This is a genomic window from Sphingobacterium sp. UBA7855 (genome assembly GCA_002500745.1).
Lineage (GTDB): Bacteria > Bacteroidota > Bacteroidia > Sphingobacteriales > Sphingobacteriaceae > Sphingobacterium.
Genome location: DLST01000016.1, coordinates 300,332 through 320,566 on the forward strand (window position 1 = coordinate 300,332; position 20,235 = coordinate 320,566).

The 20,235-nt window shown below is 40.0% G+C and carries 10 protein-coding genes; 2 read left to right on the forward strand and 8 right to left on the reverse strand.

What is annotated here, in order from left to right; translation table 11 throughout:
- Positions 1-48 precede the first annotated feature (48 nt).
- From B2107_RS15060 to B2107_RS15095, 8 genes are all read right to left on the reverse strand, one after another.
- The gene (locus tag B2107_RS15060) at positions 49-2,412 is read right to left on the reverse strand and encodes an ABC transporter permease (RefSeq protein ID WP_293956493.1); all 2,364 of its coding nucleotides are present in this window, start codon (positions 2,410-2,412) and stop codon (positions 49-51) included.
- 49 nt (positions 2,413-2,461) lie between these two features.
- On the reverse strand, positions 2,462-4,870 hold the full coding sequence (locus B2107_RS15065) for an ABC transporter permease (RefSeq protein WP_293956494.1): 2,409 nt from the start codon (positions 4,868-4,870) through the stop codon (positions 2,462-2,464).
- 45 nt (positions 4,871-4,915) lie between these two features.
- Positions 4,916-7,318 carry an ABC transporter permease gene (locus B2107_RS15070; RefSeq protein ID WP_293956495.1) on the reverse strand — a complete coding sequence of 801 codons (2,403 nt, stop codon included), beginning with the start codon at positions 7,316-7,318 and terminating at the stop codon, positions 4,916-4,918.
- Positions 7,319-7,410: 92 nt separating this feature from the next.
- Positions 7,411-9,831: an ABC transporter permease gene (locus tag B2107_RS15075; RefSeq protein ID WP_293956497.1), complete on the reverse strand. Its 2,421-nt coding sequence runs from the start codon at positions 9,829-9,831 to the stop codon at positions 7,411-7,413.
- 60 nt (positions 9,832-9,891) lie between these two features.
- On the reverse strand, positions 9,892-12,294 hold the full coding sequence (locus tag B2107_RS15080; protein ID WP_293956498.1) for an ABC transporter permease: 2,403 nt from the start codon (positions 12,292-12,294) through the stop codon (positions 9,892-9,894).
- A gap of 47 nt (positions 12,295-12,341) precedes the next feature.
- The gene (locus B2107_RS15085; RefSeq protein WP_046672289.1) at positions 12,342-13,019 is read right to left on the reverse strand and encodes an ABC transporter ATP-binding protein; all 678 of its coding nucleotides are present in this window, start codon (positions 13,017-13,019) and stop codon (positions 12,342-12,344) included.
- Positions 13,020-13,108: 89 nt separating this feature from the next.
- On the reverse strand, positions 13,109-15,475 hold the full coding sequence (locus tag B2107_RS15090; RefSeq protein WP_293956499.1) for an ABC transporter permease: 2,367 nt from the start codon (positions 15,473-15,475) through the stop codon (positions 13,109-13,111).
- A gap of 26 nt (positions 15,476-15,501) precedes the next feature.
- Positions 15,502-16,755 carry an efflux RND transporter periplasmic adaptor subunit gene (locus B2107_RS15095; protein WP_293956500.1) on the reverse strand — a complete coding sequence of 418 codons (1,254 nt, stop codon included), beginning with the start codon at positions 16,753-16,755 and terminating at the stop codon, positions 15,502-15,504.
- 631 nt (positions 16,756-17,386) lie between these two features.
- Here B2107_RS15095 and B2107_RS15100 point away from each other — a divergent pair.
- Both B2107_RS15100 and B2107_RS15105 read left to right on the forward strand, forming a co-directional pair.
- The gene (locus tag B2107_RS15100) at positions 17,387-18,769 is read left to right on the forward strand and encodes a TolC family protein (RefSeq protein ID WP_293956501.1); all 1,383 of its coding nucleotides are present in this window, start codon (positions 17,387-17,389) and stop codon (positions 18,767-18,769) included.
- A gap of 101 nt (positions 18,770-18,870) precedes the next feature.
- Positions 18,871-20,232, forward strand: a complete 1,362-nt coding sequence (locus B2107_RS15105; RefSeq protein ID WP_293956503.1) for a sigma-54-dependent transcriptional regulator — start codon at positions 18,871-18,873, stop codon at positions 20,230-20,232.
- Positions 20,233-20,235 lie beyond the last annotated feature (3 nt).

A 20,235-nucleotide genomic window follows, 5' to 3' on the forward strand; every position in this document is an offset into this window, starting at 1 on the left:
AATGTTCGGAAACGGACAGTACAGTGTCCGTCCCCGAACAAATTAATATTATTCGCTTCTTAGGGTTTTTACGGGATTTGCTAAAGTAGCTTTAATCGCTTGGTAACTAACGGTTAATAGGGTAATGACTAGTGCGGTTAAGCCTGTGATAGCAAACACCGTCCATGTAATTGATATGCGGTAGACATAGTCTTCGAGCCACGATTTCATCAACAGATAAGCCAGGGGAGATGCAAGCATAAAGCTGATGCCCGTGAGCCAAATGTATTCGGTGGAAAGTAGTCGCCACAAGCCAAGTTCTGAAGCACCCAATACTTTTCGAATACCGATTTCCTTTTCACGTTGCTCCGTAAGAAAGGACACTAAGGCGTATAGACCGAGACAGGAAATGAGTATGGCCAGTCCTGTAAATAAACTTGTTAAGCTCTTGATCATTTCCATTTGTTGAAACTGCTTGGCATATTCCTGATCCGTAAAGGTATAATCAAAAATCAAATCAGGATCTATACGATTGAAGCTTTCCGCAATAGCTTTTAAGTCCTGCTTACCATCTTGACCTTCGTTCAATTGCAGCGTGATCTTGTTCTTTGGTAAAAATTTGAGGAAATAAGCTGTCGGCGTAATCGATTTAAAAGGGGATTCGGAAAGTGTATTCTTGATAATACCCACAATATGATAATCAATACCGGCACGTGAAAGCTGTTTACTGTTAAGGTCTGTCACGCCCATAAATTGAGCAGCTGCCTCATTCAAAATAACAGCGGTTGAATCTGTTTTAAAATCTTTTGAAAAATTACGGCCCTGTATAAAATCCCATTGTACAGTCTTCGCAAAATTGTCATCAACGGTAAAGATACCCATAATAGCACCATCTTTGCTGTCATTTCCCTGCCAATTAAATCCACCTCCGGTCAACGAAAGACGGTTGACAAAGCTGGAGGAAAGTGCCGCATCCTGAATTAATCGCTGCTCGATCAGTTCTTTCCGGAGCACGTTAAAGTTTTTAATGATTGTAGGACTAGAGGAAGTAATATTCAGCAAATTGGAACTTTTATATCCCATAGGACGATCCTTTGTGTAACGCAGTTGCTGGATCACCAGATAAGTGGATATCATCAGGAAAATAGAAATCGCAAATTGCACGATGACCATTGCCTTTCTACTTCTTGATCCGCCTTTTCGGCTGTTGATTTTACCCTTAAGAGCAAGAATAGGATTAAATGCCGATAAAAATAGCGCAGGGTAAATACCTGCTAAAAGACCTATAACGCCTATTCCTGCTAAGGAGTAGCCATAGAATCGAAGATCCATAAAGGGTATATGTAAGTTCGTATGGGTGATTGTATTGACCCAAGGCAACAGTACTGTAGCCAATAGAACGGCGATCAAAAAAGCACAGGCTACCGCGAGGATGGATTCCACAAGAAAGCCAGTGATAAGATGGCTGCGATTGACGCCAACAGATTTTAAAACGCCGATTTCTTTTCCTCTTTTTAGACTTCTTGCAGTACTTAAATTGATAAAGTTTATACTGGCCAGCAACATAATGAATATACTGATCCACCCAAACATCCATACATATTGAATTTGTCCACCTACGTTCTTTCCATTTTTGAATGAATCGTATAAATGCCATTTCGACATCGGATGTAAGAGGATCTCAGGTTTTATATCCGTTAGTTTTTTGTTGATAATATTTGTCAGCTTGTTTTCCAACGCGGGAACAAAGGCAGCATTGTCGATTTTGGCGAAAGTGCTAAAAAAGCAGCTGGACCAGCTGTCTTCTATGCCTTGGTCTTTCGCAAGATAATCGACAAACGGCAATACATAATCTAAGCCATAAAAAGTGTTGTTTTCAGGAATATCTTTATAAACACCTTGAACAGTATACTGTTCTTTGCCATTCAATTGAAGTGTTTTCCCGATGATATCTACCTTATCAAACAGTCGTTTTGCTAAAGATTCTGAAATTATGATGGTTGATGGATTGCCCGGTGTGGTACTATTTCCTTTTACAGATTCGAGAGAAAATAATTCGGCAAATTTTCCCATGGCGTAAAACCCCGGAGCATTTAATTTTTTATCACCTACTTTAAGATTATTGCTTTCTAGATTGGTGACCAAAGTGGCATCTGGCATCTCATTTTTAAAATCAGAGACAATCGTTTTGGCCAAAGGAATAGGCGTAGAGCGATCAGTTGATTTTTCATCGTTGAAAGTTCCGGTCATCATGACCTGATAAATATGTTGATAATTGCGGTAATGCTTATCAAAAGAAAATTGTTTCAGCACCCATAACGTACTGATCAGAGCAACAGTAAACCCCAGTGCTAATCCCAAAATATTTATTGTTGTATTGAGGGGACTGCGTTTTAAATTTCTAAGTCCTGTTTTTAGGAATAACTGAATCATTTTATTGTTTGGTATTTAATTATAAGCTACTCGTTATTTATCAACCGCTCTATTCGTCCCTTAAACTATTTATCGGATTTGCTTTTGCTGCAAATATACTTTTGGTTGAAAGTACAAGACTTGCAAAAGCAATTAATCCTACAGCTGATAGCCCAAAAATCCAGGGACTGATTGTCGTTCGGTAGACAAAATCATTAAGCCAATTATGCATAAAATAATAGGCAATTGGAAAAGCTATTAGACAGGCTATCGCAACCAGTGATAGCAAATTTCGAAGCAGTAGGAATGTGATCTGGAAAACAGATGCCCCCAATACTTTACGGATTCCAATTTCCTTTGTGCGTTGATTTGCCGTGAAGATTGCTAGTCCAAATAAACCCAGTCCAGCGATGGTTACAGAGAGTCCCACTGCCCAGGATAAAAGTTTAGAAAGCTGCTTCTCTTGGGTATAGAAATTTTGGATTACCTCGTCTACAAATCGTAGATCCAATTCATCATCAGCGAAGACCGATTTATAACTGGACGTTATTTTATCGATAGCATTTTTCCAGTTTTCAGGATGCGATTGATCCAATGCAATATGGAGTACATAACCATCTTTGCTACCCGTATAAACAACGGGTTTAACTCCTTGTCGCGCTGAAGCAAGGTCAAAATCTTCCATTACCCCCACAATGATGCTATTTCCATTTTCAAAGGTTTTACCGATGGCATCTTCTGGGTTTTTGATATTTAGCAGTTCAAGACCTTTTCTATTGATCAACATTTCCCTGGTTGAATCCAATAGGCGTATATTTCTTCCTGCTAAAAGCGGAATCTGATAAACTTCTAAATAGTTTTCATCACCAGAGCGGCTATCAAAAGTCAAGGATTCCTTGTCGGGCGATTGATCGTAAGCGATGGCAGTAGTCATCCAACCGTTCATTGCAGGAGCGATGTTCCCAAAACTGATTGCTTTGACATCTTTTAACTTCTGGAGCTCATTTTTGAGAATGATGCCTTTAGCGGAATTTTGAAAAGCTCCAGGAATGTAAACATTGACAATGGCGTCTTTCTGGAACCCCATATCTCGATGAGTGGCGTAATTGATTTGGCGAACAACGATAAGTACGCAGATAAGGAACGCTTGGGCCATGACAAACTGAAAGATGGTCAGCGCTTTGCGTATCCATGCACTTCGGGATAAATTGGTGTTTTTCCCAAGCTGATTTTTGAGCGCCAGCACTGGCGCATATCCTGTCAGTACCCAGGCAGGGTAGAATCCCGCAAGTAAAGTGACTAAGATCAATTGCCCGAATAGGAACAAAACAATAACGGCTTTGTCTAAGCGGTCTACGCTCAGGTTTTTCGGAATAAATCCTTCGAAGACATGTAAAAACAAAGGGAGCAACAGAACTGCAAGTAATGTCGCCGATAAGGTTATCAGAAATGTTTCTATTAAGAATTGCTTGATCAATGTAGCTTTAGAACTGCCCAGGGTTTTGCGAATACCCACTTCTTTCGCTCTTTCGATGGATTGCGCAGTGGATAGATTGATAAAATTTACCGCTCCTAGCGCCAAGAGGAATAAGGCCAGTAGAATGAGGTTGCGTAGTGCTTCCGGGTGGGTCGCATCATAATTAAATCGCGTATCAAAATGTACATCTGCCAAGGCTTGCAGTTCCAGCTTATCGCGGATCTTTTCTCCTTCTTTGTATTTATATTTTTTAAGGAGATTAGCAATATTGTGCTCCAGCAGATGCGGATTGCTGTGGGCTTTTGTTTTGATAAGTACTTGATGGGAGTCGGAGATGCTGTTCCAAGCTTCCCAGTTATACATGTTCTTTAAGTTATTGTCAATAGGGATCGTCGCATCGGCAATGAAGATTTCATAATTGAAGTCCGAATTATGTTGCGGATTTTCAATCACTCCAGCGACCTGAAGCGGTATACTATCCGCATAGAAGATGGTTTTGCCAATCACATTTGCCGGCGATTCTTTTCCATAAAACTTTTCTGATGTTTTCTGCGTAAGGATGATATTTCCGGATAAATTCAAAGCCTTAGGACTGCCAGCCAACCATTTTGAAGGGAAAATATCGAAATATTGACTGTTAGTGAATACCATCTTCTGTTCTTTCGGGAAAGTCTGGAATTTGTCCTTAGCCAGCGAAACTTTCAGCTTTTGGATATGGCTATGGTAGATCGGCGCTACCGCTTCTAAGTTTGGGAGTTCTGCTTTCATCGTACGAACCAATGGGACGTAGACACCGGCATTTTTAAATTCCCCATTGTTAACTACGCGATACACTCGTTCTTTACCGGGTACATGTTTATCAAAACTATAGTCGTATTGAATCATGAGGAAAATAACCAACGTAGCCGTAATCCCAATAGCGAGACTAGTAATATTGATGAACGTGATCAACTTATGTTTTTTTAAGAAACGATACGCTGTTTTAAGTGAATTTACAATCATTGTTATTTCGTTTTTTGTTAACCCCAATTTGATATTCCAGTGTTGCTATTCGTCCCGCAAACTATTTACAGGATTTAGTAATGCAGCTTTAAAAGTTTGGAATCCAATTGTTATAAATGCGACAATTGTCACTGTCAGGACAGCGACTACGTATGCCCACCACGGCATATCGATGTGATAAACAAAATCATTTAACCAGCTATTTGATAAGTAGTATGCAATTGGTCCTGCAATCAGAAATGCTATACAGATCAATTTGATGTAGTTTGCGGACAGCAAATGAATAATACTACCGACACTTGCACCAAGAACTTTACGTATGCCGATCTCTTTACTCTTTGATTCAGCTGTATAGGCAGCTAGTCCTAGTAAACCCAGGCAGGCAATAAATAGGGTCAAAAATGAAAACAAAGTCATGACATTGGATGAACGAATTTCATTATCATATTGATCTTGTACATGCTGGTCTAAAAAGAAAAAATCAAATGCAGCATCGGGAGCAATAGCTGTGTAGATTTTTTTTATCTCCTCCATATACGACTGAAGATCTGCTGTTTTATAGCGGATCAATAAATTCCGAGGAGATTCAGAAGAAGCATTCATTGTATAGTAGGTATATCCACCGATCTCAGATTTTAGGTTGGCATAATTAAAATCTCGAACAACACCAGATATGATGGAATTAGTCGCACTCATTTCTGTAACGATATGTTTACCTATTGCCTCTTCGGGTGTTTTATAACCTAAAAACTTCATTACTTTTTCGTTGATCAATACATAACACGTTGAGTCTGTACGCCCGATCACATTTGGTAAATCTGTACCCGCAAGTAATTTTAGTCCTAAAGTATTGATCGTCTTGCCATAGGTGACGCAGCTCAGTGTGGGTAAGCCCTGCTTGTCAGTCGTAAATTTATAAGTTGATTTACCACTTTCATTGAATCCGGGTATCGATTGTGCGAAAGTCGTGGCTACCGTATTGGTCAGGTTTTGAACTTGTTGGCCAAGGGTATTTAACTTTTCTTGATTTTTTAAAGAACGAATTGAAATAGACACAACATTTTCAGGTTGATACCCTAAATCCTTATTGCGGATAAAGCTTATTTGGGCAAGCATAATACTGATACCAATAATCAGTACGATCGAAATAGAAAACTGGCATACAACCAATATTTGTCGGATTAATATTGTTTGCCCCTGTTTATTGTATCCTTTGTTCATTAAAGAGATTGATTTAATGCCTGAAAGGAATAATGCAGGATAGCTACCTGCAACCAACGTAATGACTAGCCATGCTATAGCCAATATTCCTAACATATTCCAATTCAGCAGATGCTGAATAGTCATATCGGTCTTACCGACCAAATTGAACGCAGGAATAAGTATGATGGCAAGGACGAGCCCAATAAGCATAGCGGAAAGACTAATTGTTGCCGTTTCTACAAAAAAACGGATAATGAGCTGCCGACGGGTAGCGCCAAGTACTTTATTGACTCCAACTTGTTTTGCATTTTTCTGTGATTTGGCTGTCGCAAGATTCATATAATTGATGCATGCAATTATAATCACGAGAAGGGCAAGGACTGATAATGTTCTAATGATGGTTATATTTCCAGAACGTGTAGTAACTCCACTTGTAAGATCTGCTGAATAGAGGTGTACTGCTGATAACGGTTGTAGGAAAAATTGTGTATAATATTGGTTGTCTTTTTCGACATACTTGTCTATCAATTTAGTAGCTTCTTGCGCAATAGAGCCTGGATCTGCGCCCTTTTTCAATAGAATATAAGTTTCGTAACTCGCATTGCTCCAGTATACATTTTGCCCCATCCATGAATCCATAATATTCATGACCATGTTACAATCTAATGTGCTATTAGCTGGAAGATCTTTGAAGACTCCGGTGACCTGTACGGTATCCTGTTGATTGATACTGATTAATTTGCCAATGGCTTCCTGTTTTCCAAATAGTTTTTCTTTCGACGATTGGGATAGGACGATGCTTTTTCTATTTGAAAAAGCAGTACGCGCATTTCCTTCAATAAATTGAAAATCAAATATCGAGAACAGCGTCGAATCTGCTAAGTACAATTGTTTTTCAGAGAAATTATCATTCCCGGTGCCGATTGAAGCCGTTGCACCATAACCGTCTTTTACCAGACGCACCATATTATCCACCTGGGTAATGTCGGATTTTAAAGTTGGTCCCACCGCATTGGGGAGTGTAAGCATTTTCTCCTCATTATATGCTGCGGATAGCTTCATGTAGACGCGGTAGATATGCTCAGCTTTAGGATACATAGTATCAAAACTTAGTTCCTGTCGGATAAAGGCGAATAACAATAGCGATACACAGATACCTATGGCCAGTCCACTGATATTAAGGATACTGAAAAATCGGTTTGCCCTGATTGTTCGCCAAGCTGTCTTTATATAGTTCTTTATCATGATCGTGTGTGTTTGGAAAGTTGTCTGATGACCTGTTCTAATAAAAGATTGTTCATAGCAGAAGCGTAGTGATTGACTAAAATTGACGCTAGTTATTCATCTCTTAGGCTGTCTACCGGGTTTGCTCTGGCCGCTTTAAGTGTTTGATAGCTTACCGTAAATAAAGCGATCAGAATGGCGGCGAAACCGGCCAAGGCAAACATCCACCATTGTGGTTCAATGTGATAAGCAAAGTTGTCCAGCCATTTTTTCATCGCCATCCAAGATAGGGGAGTGGCAATGAGGAGGGCTACAGCCAATAACTTGATGAAGTCGGAAGAGAGCAGGAGGATTAAATGATAGATGGATGCACCGAGAACTTTCCGTACGCCGATTTCTTTGGTACGCTGTTGGGCTGTATACGTCACAAGTCCCAATAATCCCAGACAGGCAATGAAAAGTGCCAGTCCAGAGAAGGCTGTAAAAAGTCTTCTAAAATTAAAATCCGCTTCATATTGTCGATTGAAGCTATCATCAAGAAAGCTATATAAAAATGGACGGTTTGGTACAAGCTCATTCCACAGTTTGCCGATTCTTGCAATGGTCTCAGGCTGGTTTACATGTTGGATATTCAAGGTTAAATATCGGCTGCCGCTTGGATCAAGGCGCAACGCTAATGGCTCAATCTTACGGTGTAGAGAAAGGTAGTTGAAATCTTTCACCACACCAATAACTGTCCCCTCTCTTCCCCATTGACGAAATTGTTTACCAATAATATCTTGTGGATTGGAGTATCCCCATTGTTTAGCAGCAGATTCATTGATAACAAGTGAATGAGCTGTATCGGCAGGGAAATCTCTGGAATAGGCGCGCCCTGCGGCCATTTGTAAACCGATATTAGGAATAAAGTCGACATCGACTTCATATAAAAAAGGAGCAAATGAAGTCATTGTTCCGTTGGCTGACATGATTTCGGTTCCGGCATTTGGAAAAAATGTTCCGGGTACCGTGCGTGATGCGGTGACAGACAGCACATCTTTATCTTTTGCAAGTGTCGATTTTATCGCTTCCAGGTTATTGTTTACCTTATCATCGAAATTATAATCAATGACAAGTCGTTGATCTTTTTGAAATCCAAGATCGCGGTGCTGCAATTGATCTAATTGAGAAAAGACGACGACAGTACCTGCAATGAGCGCAATGGAAAGGCAAAATTGAAAAACAACTAATACGCGACGTAATAATGTGCCACCTTTGCTGTTGCTATAACTTCCTTTAAGCACTGAAATAGGTTTGAAATTTGCTAGAATCAATGCGGGGTAGCTGGCTGCAAGTAGCCCCGTAAAAACGGTAGTGGATAGGAATATTGCCCAGGTCGTCCCGTTTAGCAGGGACGAATAATTGAGGTGTTTGCCTGAAAATGCTTCCAAAAAGGGAAGAAAAGCCATAACGAGCAGTATAGCCAAAATACTACTGACAAATACAAGGACCAATGATTCAGACATAAACTGAAAGATCAGATTGCTTTTGCTCGCGCCTATGGTTTTTCGGACGCCGACTTCTTTTGCTCTTTCCATTGACCTTGATGTAGCCAGATTCATAAAGTTCACACAGGCGATCAATAATATAAATCCGCCAATAATGCTGAATATGTATAAATTCTGATAGCTTCCATTGGGACCGGGCTGACGATCCGCAGACGAGTGCATGTAAGCCTGCAGAAGTGGCTCAATATGGAAATCGTATTTTGCGTTGCGGTTTTCGTTTGCAGGGAGATGCCGCTTGAGAAACTCCGGTATTTTTTGGTTGAACTTTACAGGGTCAAAGTCTTTTGAAGCGAGAAAGTACGTGTAGAAGTCCACATAATCCCAGCCTTCTTTGTTAAATACGTCTGGCCGAGCTTTTCGGAAGGTACTCATCGAGAGCAGTGCATCGAACGTAAAGTGCGAGTTGGGAGGTACATCGGCCATTACTGCTGTTACCGTGTATAGACCTGCGTCAGCACGGCCCGCGGCTAAACCTCCCTCAAGCGTCTTGCCAATGGGATTTTGATCGCCGAAATATTTTTTGGCTGTACTCTCTGTTAATACAACAGAATAGGCATTATTTAAGGCTGACTGAGGGTCGCCGGCCAAAACCTTCCAACTGAAGACATCAAAAGCAGTTGAATCCATGAAAAATACATTTTCCTCTTGGAATCTTTTATCGCCTTTTTTGAGTAGGATAGAGGTTTGCCCTGAAAATTGAACGACCTTCTCTATCTCAGGGAAATCAGCCCTGATGGCATCACCGACGGGTGCATTGCCCCAGATCTGATGCTGCTCGGTGCTGCTTACACCCTTATAGTCATGGACGATGCGATAAATTCGATCTTTATTCACATGGTATTTGTCATAAGACAATTCATTTTGTACATAAATCGCTATTAATAGGCAGCAGGCTAATCCTATTGCTAATCCAATTATGTTTATGGTCGAATATCCTTTATTTTTAGAGATATTGCGCCAGGCTATTTTTATATAGTTTTTGATCATAGCTCAATTTCTTAAATTGCAGTGTGTTTGACAATCAATTAGTTTCTTATATTCCAGCTTTTACTCATCTCTTAAACTATCGACCGGGTTTGCACGTGCTGCTTTTATGGATTGGTAGCTCATTGTAAAAAATGCAATAAGTAGGGTTGCGGCAGCCGGAATAATAAACATCCACCAGGATAGATCTATCCTATACGCAAAATCATCCAACCATTTGTGCATCGCCCACCAAGCAATTGGAGTAGCAATCAAAATAGAAATGAGTATAAGTTTGACGTAATCTTTTGATAATAATCCAATAATTCCCAGTACTGTACTTCCCAACACTTTTCGAATACCAATTTCTTTTGTACGTTGTACCGTGGTGATCGTAACCAAACCGATCAATCCCAGGCAGCTGATGAGAATTGTCGTCGACGTAAATAGATTGATGATCTTCGAGAATTTTAGATCACTGCTATAAAGTTCTTTGATTTGCTGATCATAGAAATCATATTTAAATGGGGCTTTTGAATAGTATTTTTTCCATTCTTTCTCAATCTGTTTTAAAGTTTCCGGCCAGGTAGTTGAGTTAGTGTTGAGTTTGATACTTATTCTGCTTAATTCCCATTTTTTAATGGAACTCAGCATGACGACAGGTTGAATGGCTGCATGGAGATTTTTTGTATGAAAATTGTCCGTCACCCCCACAATCTGACGCTGTTTATCTGTATACGTAACAAAGCTCCCTACAGCATGTTCAGCAGATTTAAAACCTAATTTTTGAACGCTGGCTAAGTTTAACACGATGCCTGTGCTCGTATCGGCCAATTGCAGCGGGCGGCCAGCAAGCATTTTAAAATTATAGAGCTTAAAGTTATCTTGGTCGACAAACTTCATTTGTACATCGGCTTGTACCTGTCCCGTATCACTTTTTGCAAACAAGGCATTTCCCCAATGTTCGCTACTCATGGGCAGATGCCCCAAGGAAGCCTGCTCTACGCCTGCGATCTGCTTGATCGCTTGTTTGAAAACAAAAGGATCAACATTACTGTCCTGATAGCTTTTACTCGGGAAACGTAGGGTAATGATCGCATTCTTATCGAAGCCGTAGTTACTCTGTAGGGCATGTTTCAACTGTAGACCAATGATGAAAGTTGAAATAACGAATAGCTGGGCAATCAAAAATTGAAAAACAATGAGCATTTTTCGAAAAGAAAGATTGCCAAATTTGAGCGTTTGCGCATTCGAGATTTTAATGACTTCAACAATCTTGACTTTATTTGTCAGTAAAATTGGGTAACATGAGGAAATTAAGGTAATCGTTATGGTAAGTGTTGCTAAAAATAGCGATACGCCAAAGGGGTCTGGATATAGCTTGAGCTGATCGGGAATATAGGATGCTAAAACTGTTTGAATGAGAATAAGTAAAGGCCATGATAAAAGTACCGAAAAAGCCGTAATGCAAAAGGTTTCCAATAAAAAGGATTTGCTGATCCTCTGTTGGCTTTCACCCAATGTTTTACGAATACCAATCTCCTTCGCCCGCTGAGGAATTTGTGCAGTAGCCAGGTTGATATAATTGACACAGGCCAATAGGAGGAGGAATATACCAATGCCAATAAGTCCAAATATGATTTTCTTATCCACACTATTCTGGGCGAAAGAAGTAAAATGTAAGTCTTTTAAGGGTACTGTATTTACATGCATTTTAAATCCGAATTTGTCAAATTCGGCATGCGTCATCTCATACGCCTTTTTATCGGCTGTCTTTATGAGGTTAGGAAGAGAAGCCGATGATTTTACCTTAATAAAGAGCTGCCAATTTGAATTTGAATTACTCCAGTTTGTACTGTCCCATTCCTTTTCTGGAATCCGGATAAATTCTTTGCCCAAAAAGCTGCTTGGAAGCGCTAAATCTTTTACAATACCGGTGACATTATATAATGTACTATCATAGGACAAAGTCTGTCCTATGATTTGGTCCATTGACGTATTTGGGAAGTACAATTTAGCCCGCGATTCTGTCAGGATGACTTCATGGCTATTTTTTAGTATATTCCTTTTGTCGCCAGCTAACCAAACATAAGGTGTCATTTTGAAATAGTCTCCCGTGGTACCGATGATTTCGGGCTGATCTTCAAACTCTATTTTCTGCGCGCCACCATTATTACTGATACGCTCGAAGTATTGTTTAAAGATGGGTACTGTCAGTTCAACATGAACAAAGTTTTCCTTGATATATGCCGGTAATGGTGCAGGAACACCATCGAAATGATCTAATTTATCCTTTTCCTCATAGGAGGTATGGACCTTGTAAATCTGCTCACTTTCTGGATGATGCTGGTCAAAACTAAATTCATAATTGACGATACGGAAAATAAGCCAACAGGCACTTATTCCGATGGCAAGCCCAAATACATTCAGAAATGTGAAAAGACGGTTGCGCCATAGTTGTCTGAAAATTAATTTAATCGTGCTCATCATCTATAGGTTATTAGGATTAATATTTTGGTTATGTATGAGTTGTCTTATACCGATGTTGTTTCCATAATCACTTGTCCGTCTAGCATGCGGATTACACGGTCAGAAAATTTTGCATCGTGCTCACTGTGTGTTACCATGACGATGGTTGTGCCGGCCTCGTTCAATTCAGTCAGAAGCTGCATCACTTCATTACCGTTATTGGAATCGAGGTTACCCGTAGGCTCATCGGCAAGGATCAGTTTGGGGTTATTGACAACTGCACGAGCAACGGCCACACGTTGTTGCTGACCTCCGGAAAGCTGTTGTGGAAAGTGATTGCGGCGGTGCATGATCTGCACTTTTTCCAGAACTTCTTCTACACGTTTTTTGCGTTCTGCTGCTGGAACATTGGTATAAACCAGTGGAAGTTCCACGTTTTCAAATACAGTTAGCTCATCGATCAAATTGAAGCTCTGGAACACAAAACCAATGTTATGTTTGCGAAGATCTGAGCGACCGCGTTCCTTGAATTTGGCAACTTCGATCTCATTGAACAGATAGCTTCCTTCATCCAAATCATCCAGTAGACCAATGATATTGAGTAATGTCGATTTCCCACAGCCCGAAGGCCCCATTACAGCAACAAACTCGCCCTCTTTGACATGAATGTTTAGGTTGTTTAATGCGACGGTCTCCACTTCTTCAGTGCGATAATACTTTTGAAGGTTTGTGATCTTGATCATATTTTTTGTGCTCATGATTTTTATGTTTTTGTATCCTTAGCGAAATTGCTTTGGACGGTTACTGTTTTATTATTAAACTCGTTTAAATTTTATTGATCTCTTAATGTTTTGGTCGGGTTTGCTATTGCCGCTTTAAATGCTTGTGAACTAATGGTCAACAAGGCAATGACAATTGCTGCCAAGGCGCTGATCACAAAAATAGTCCAGGAAATCTGCACATGATGTACATAGTTGGTTAACCATTTGCTCATAATGACCCAGGCAATTGGAGAGGCAATAATACATGATATTGCCACAAGAATGACAAATTCCCGATTGAGCATCTGGATAAGTCCTGATACCGAAGCCCCCAGTACTTTGCGGATACTGATTTCTTTGGCACGCTGCTCGGTTGCAAAGGCAGCTAAACCAAATAGACCTAAGCAGGATATAATGATGGACATCAGTGCAAATACACTGGATAGTTGCTGTACAAAAAGCTCAGCTTTAAACTTACTATTGAAACTATCATCTAAAAATTTATAGTCAAAAGGGAAGCCAGGGTTATTTTTGACGATGACCTTCTCGATTTGTTGAATGGCATCTGGTAAATCTACTCCAGCTTTTGTCCTAATGGTCATGATGCCATTATCTCTATTCATTGGTAGAAACAGCATCGGCTCAGGATCGGCATACACATTGTTATAAACGAAGTTTTTGACGACACCGGCGATAGTAAACTTTTCCTCACCGTAGCTGATGATGTTACCGGCCACAAGGCCATCTTTTTTGATCAGTTTTGCAAATGCTTCGTTGATGACAACCGATGTGCTGTCGCCTACAAAATTTTGATGAAAGTTTCTACCGTCAAAAAGCTTTAAGTCTAAAGCCGGAATAAGACCCTCATCAGAACGTAACATGCCAATCAATATACTGGCATTTGGATCTTTTCCATCCCAGCTAAAACCGGACGTATTGGAGTTGATATTGAGGATACTCATATCACTGACACCGACTTCTTGCACAACTCCTGTTGCTAATAATTGATTCTTAATGAGCGGCAGATGTTTGGCCATATCACCTTGTAGCGCTGTTGTTAATACCTGACTCTTATCAAAACCGAGATCCCTGTTCTTGTTGTGCTGAATCTGTTGGTAGATGATAATGGTACAGATAATTAACACAACTGAGGCTGTATATTGTAGGATGACCAACCCTTTACGGACGAGACTTCCACTACCAGCCTTCTGTTTTGCCCCTTTGATCGTTGAAAGCGGCTTGAATGCCGAAAGGAAAAATGCGGGATAGCTACCTGCAAATAATCCACATACTAAGGTTATTGTCATTAAAAATAGCAGGTGTGAGGGGGCTAAAATAGTAACCTGAAGATCCTGGCCTATCATGGTGTTGAACGGCCCGATGAAGATATAGATTAGTAATATAGCAACAAGAGAGGAAATAATTGCCAAAACAAGGGATTCTCCCAAAAATTGCATAATGAGCGATTTGCGACTTGCACCAACCACTTTGCGCATACCCACTTCTTTTGCTCTTTTTTCTGATCTTGCTGTTGCGAGATTCATAAAATTTATGCAGGCAATTAATAGAACAACCCAAGCGATAAAGGTAAATAGACGTATATTCTTAATACCACCTTCTTTTTCAATACCACTGTTATCAAATTGGTTGTAAGTAATCCAACGTTCCATCGGATAGAGAAAATTCTGTGAGAAAGTGACTTCACCATTGGTTTTGTGTTTGACAAAATCCATCATCTGCTTGTTAATCTGATCGACGTTGGCATTATCTTCGACCTGCACTAGCGTTTGAACACTATTATTCCCCCAATTTTTTAGAAAATCCTGACCTGCTTCAAATTTTTTGAAAGGGATGAGCCATTGAAAGTCATAGCTGCTATTTTTGGGGAGGTCCTTGATTACCCCCGCAATAATAAATGGCTCACTATTGTTTGTTTTGACTGTTTTTCCCAAGGCAGGACGGTTGCCAAATAATTTCTTCGCTGCAGTTTCTGATAATACAATGTTATTGACTTGATCAAAGGCAGTCTTTCGATCCCCTTCAAGAAATGCAAGGGATAGCACATCAGCGATGCTTCCATCGGCATATACACCATTTTGAAATATATTATTGTCTCCTACAGAAAATAACATGGGCGAATTCCAGCTTATGCGTACTGCATGCTTGATGCCTGGGATTTCTTTCGCGATGCTTTGGGCAAAAGGTCCTGGGGTAGATTCAAAAACATAGGTAGCTCCATCATAAGTCTGTTTTGATTTGACAATGTAGATATCCTTTTTGTTGGCGAAATTATCGTTGAAATTCAACTGATTTTCAACCCATAAAAAAATCAACGAAGCCGCAGCGATTCCGACCGCCAATCCGAAAATATTAAGAAAGCTGTAACCTTTGGTTTTCCAAAGGTTGCGAAGTGCGGTTTTAATAAAGTTTTTAATCATAATTATGGTCGTAGATAAAGGTGATGTTACTTTTTAATATTTAGCTCTTGCACCTTATCGTAGGTCTCATAGCTCGATACGATAACCTTATCTCCAGGTTGTAGACCTTTGATGACTTCATAATATTCGGGATTCTGTCTTCCAAGTTGGATATCTACACGATATGCTGTGCTTCCATTTTTATCCAATTTGAAGATCCAGTTACCGCCGGTCTGTTGATAGAATCCTCCTTTTGCCAGTAATAATGCTTTTGTCTCGTCACTTAACGCTAGACGTATTTGCAAAGTTTGTCCACGACGGATCCCTTTGGGAACATCATTGATAAATTCCATGTCAACTTGGAAACGACCATTGGTAACTTGTGTATACACTTTTTTAATACGGAGTTTGTAGGTTTTATCGCCGATAGCAAACTCTCCCTGTAAATCAGGGAAAATTCGGTTGATATAGTGTTCATCAATATCAGCGCGAACTTTAAACCCGGTTAAAACGTCGATTTGTCCCAATCGTTCACCTGCATTTTTGTTTTGTCCAATTTCTGCATCGAAGGAAGTCAACTGTCCATCAACGGGTGCCCTAACAATTAAGTCACCAATTTTCCTTTTCATCAGTTCCAATGCGCTCTGCGTACGTTGGTAGGTTTGTTTGTCCTGATTAGTTTTTTGCGCATTGGAGATCTCGTCCTGTTTTAGAATCTGTTTGGTCAAGTTGACCCGCTCTTTTTGATAGTTATATTCGTTCTTTGATTTTTCGAACTCTTGTGTTCCAATGGCTTTTTCAGCAAGTAATTTTTTATTGAGGTTATAGACACGTTCTGCTTCTCTATAGGCTTGTTCCACATCAGCCATTTGGTTGCGGTTGTTAATAGAAGCTTGTTGGGCATTGGTTTGGGCAATCTGGGACTGTGTCAATAGATTTAACACTTGCGTTTCCTGTTGTACTAAAGTAAGCTCCTGATCGGTATTGGAAAGACGCATGATTGCATCCCCTTTGTTTAAGATAGCCCCGTCTTCTACAAATTTTTCTTCTACGCGTCCGCCAACAGAAGCATCGAGGTATATACTACTAATAGGAAGCACGGTGCCATTTATCGGTATAAATTCTTGAAAGTTTCCATTTTTTATTTCGACAATAGAGATGCGGTCAGCTTCAACATTCAGTTTGCTTTTGCCGGAGGTAAAATAGAAGCTGGCGCTGATCAATCCAACTAAGCCAGCAACCCCCACAATAGTCATGATACGTTTGCTATTCCACTTCTTCTTTTCTAAAGGTCTGTCCATAATTTAATATCAATTTTGTATGTAACTATGAAAGCTGTGCCAATAATGTAATCTATTGATTGATATATACTTATTTTGTTCAGTTTTAAGTTAGGTGTTCGATAGCGGACACTTCTTGTACGAAGGCGTACAACGGTGTCTTTTTTGTCGATGGTGCTAACTGAAACGGTTTGAGCAAAAAACAAATCTAACTACAGGTTGTGTTTAATTGAGTAAAATTTCATCCGATGATTTTCTCGCTCGATTTGATCAAAAGATGCAATATTTTCAATGATATTATTGCGTTTTGAAACCTATTTTAGTATCGCACATTCCCACCCGAGTCATACCATATTCGGACTTTGTTCGGAGCTTGTTCGGTACTTATTCGGTGTTCCTTCGGATCTTGTTCGGTTGTAACCGAATAAACTCCGAGAAAGTACCGATGAATATCCGTAGAATAAACGAGTAAAAGGCGAACTTGATATCCATCATGGACCTATTGATACGCTTGTGAATTTTGATTGTCCAACTACGCACACCGACTGTTCATTAACGAACATTTTTCAAAATTCACTTTTTATATCATTTTGATATTTAGTGCTTTATTTGTTTGGCATGGGGATGGTCAGCAACAAAATAAAAAATGGATATGAAGAGAGTCTATATATATACTACATTATGCTTTTTATTGAGTTATGCCAAGACCGAGGCGCAGCAGACTGAGCGGCGGCCACCAGAAAAAGTGGCGCAAACAACAACGATAATAAGCACTGACGATAAGCAAATTTCCAAACGGAGTTTAGCTGAATGTATACAGTTGGCTATAAAGGCCAATCCAACCTTATTACAGAATGAACTCGATGTGAAGCGTGCGGAGGTGAATTTAGCCCAGGCTAAAGCGAATAGATTGCCCGATGTAGATGCAAGCCTACAGCATAGTCTGACATCTGGAAGATCTCAGGATAATTCGACCCTTCAATATATTTCATCAAACAATTCGACAGGGAATTTTTCTTTAGACGCAAGCCTGCCTATATTTAGAGGGTTTCGCTTATTTCACGATATACGGATGCGCGCCGACGCGAAGACCGCCGGTAAATTGACTTTTGATACACAGATTAATGCCTTAAAACTGGATGTTATTACTGCTTATATTCAAAGTTTAACTGCTCAGGATATATTGCGGCAATCGGAAATGCAGACTGAAGTAACCCGAGAACAGGTCAGACGTGCGGAGAGTATGCATAAGGAAGGTGCAATTAATCCTGGAGATTACTTTGATTTAAAAGGACAACTGGCAAATGATGTCAATACGATTGAAAATAATCGTCAGTTACTATATAGTAGTCGTGTGAAGCTTGCAGCCTTACTCAATATGGATGAAAATCAATTGGGCCAATTGGAGAATCTTGGAATAAAAGAGAGCGGGCAACGACTGGACGCGAAACAGCTCTATGAAATGGCTATTGATCAATTGCCCGATATACAGGCACTGAACTATCGGATCAAAGTGGCGGAGCGGGATATTAAGATTGCGAAATCATACTATTATCCGTCCTTGAGTCTGAGCGCCGGTTTAGGCTCAAATTATTCGAAATTGGGGATTCAAGGGACGTATTGGTCACAAATGCGTAATAACGTAGGAAAGTATATATCGCTCAATCTTTCTGTTCCGATTTTTAATCATTTGCAAGTTTATAACAACGTGCGCTTGGCAAAATTAGATCTGCAGACGGCTAGATTTCAAAAAGAGATCCAGCAAAATGTTTTGCGGTCGGCGACCTCCAATGCTGTTTTTAACTTGCAGAATGCAAGTAACATGATTACACAATTGCGTAGTCAAAATGAAAACTACGCGGAATCTTTTCGTATTGCCAAGGTAGTTTTCGAATTGGGAAACAGTAATTCAGTGATTTTTTTGACGGCGAAAAATAAATTCGACAACAGCCAGATTCAGTTGGTCGTCAAGCAGTATGAATGGCTATTGCAAAAATATATCAATGATTATTATGCAGGCTCGTTGAATTTATAGTTATCTTAGTATCTTCATACTTTAGCAGACATGGAAAAATCACATAGCGTTTGGCAAGTTCTTTAATTCCATTAAAATAAAGAAAATCATAATTTAAAAAGATGAAAAAAGCATCAATTTTAGTGGTTGACGATGATCAGGACTTACTAACGGCAGCGAGAATCTTGCTTAAACCTAAAGTCAGCCATATTCAGGTCGAGCCTAATCCGGAGAATCTTATCGCACATTTGGAGAAGATACCTTATGATCTGGTGCTTTTAGATATGAATTTTAAAAGTACGATTAATACCGGCAATGAGGGATTATACTGGTTGTCGCGGATCAAAGAAAAGTTTCCACAGGTACATGTCATTATGATAACCGCTTATGGAGCTGTTGATCTCGCTGTAAAATCGCTGAAACAAGGAGCATCAGATTTTGTGGTGAAACCTTGGGAAAATGAGCAACTATTGACAACGATCGAAAGCGCGCTTGCCGAATCAAAAAATAAAGAAAAGAAAAGTAAAAATTCCTTGCTCAGTAGTGTGAGCAGTCCTGATTTGATTGGTAATTCCATTGTGATGGACGAACTGCAATATAAATTGGAGAAAATTGCACCTACAGATGCCAATATATTAATATTAGGTGAAAATGGGACCGGGAAAGACCTGATTGCTCAAGCCATACAGCGAAGATCACTGCGTTCCGATCGGACTTATGTTAAGGTTGATGTCGGGGCGCTGACAGAATCATTGTTTGAAAGCGAGCTTTTTGGCTATAAGAAGGGCGCATTTACGGATGCACGTGAAGACCGTCAAGGGCGGTTCGAAGCGGCGAATGGCGGGACATTGTTCCTCGATGAAATTGGCAATATCTCTTTGCAGCAACAAGCTAAACTGTTGACTGTACTGCAGAATAGACAAGTGACGCCGTTGGGTTCCTATCAACCAATATCGGTGGATATACGCTTGATCTCCGCAACCAATGTTCCATTGAAACAACTTGCAGATGAAAGCCGTTTTCGAAAAGACTTAATTTATCGGATCAATACCGTTGAAATTCAGGTACCGCCCTTGCGTGAACGAGGAGAGGATATCAAGTTATTGGCTGATCATTTTCTCGATATCTATTCAAAAAAATACAATAAAAGGATTGAAGGTTTTGAGTCGGATGCGGTTAAGAAGATGACCGCATACCATTTCCCAGGAAATGTACGCGAACTACAATACAGTATTGAGCGCGCTGTTATTATGGCCGACCAGCTTAGTATCGCTGGTAACGATCTTTTTTTCTCGCCAATTGAACAGCAAATGGAGAGCCGTATCGTTGAATCTAGTCCTGGCAGTCAAAATTTAGAAGAACTTGAACGGAAAGCGATCAAATCAGCGATTGAGCGTTATAATGGTAATATTAGTAAAGCAGCGAAAGAATTGGGGCTTACGAGGGCGGCACTTTATAGACGCTTGGAAAAATATGATATTTAGTCG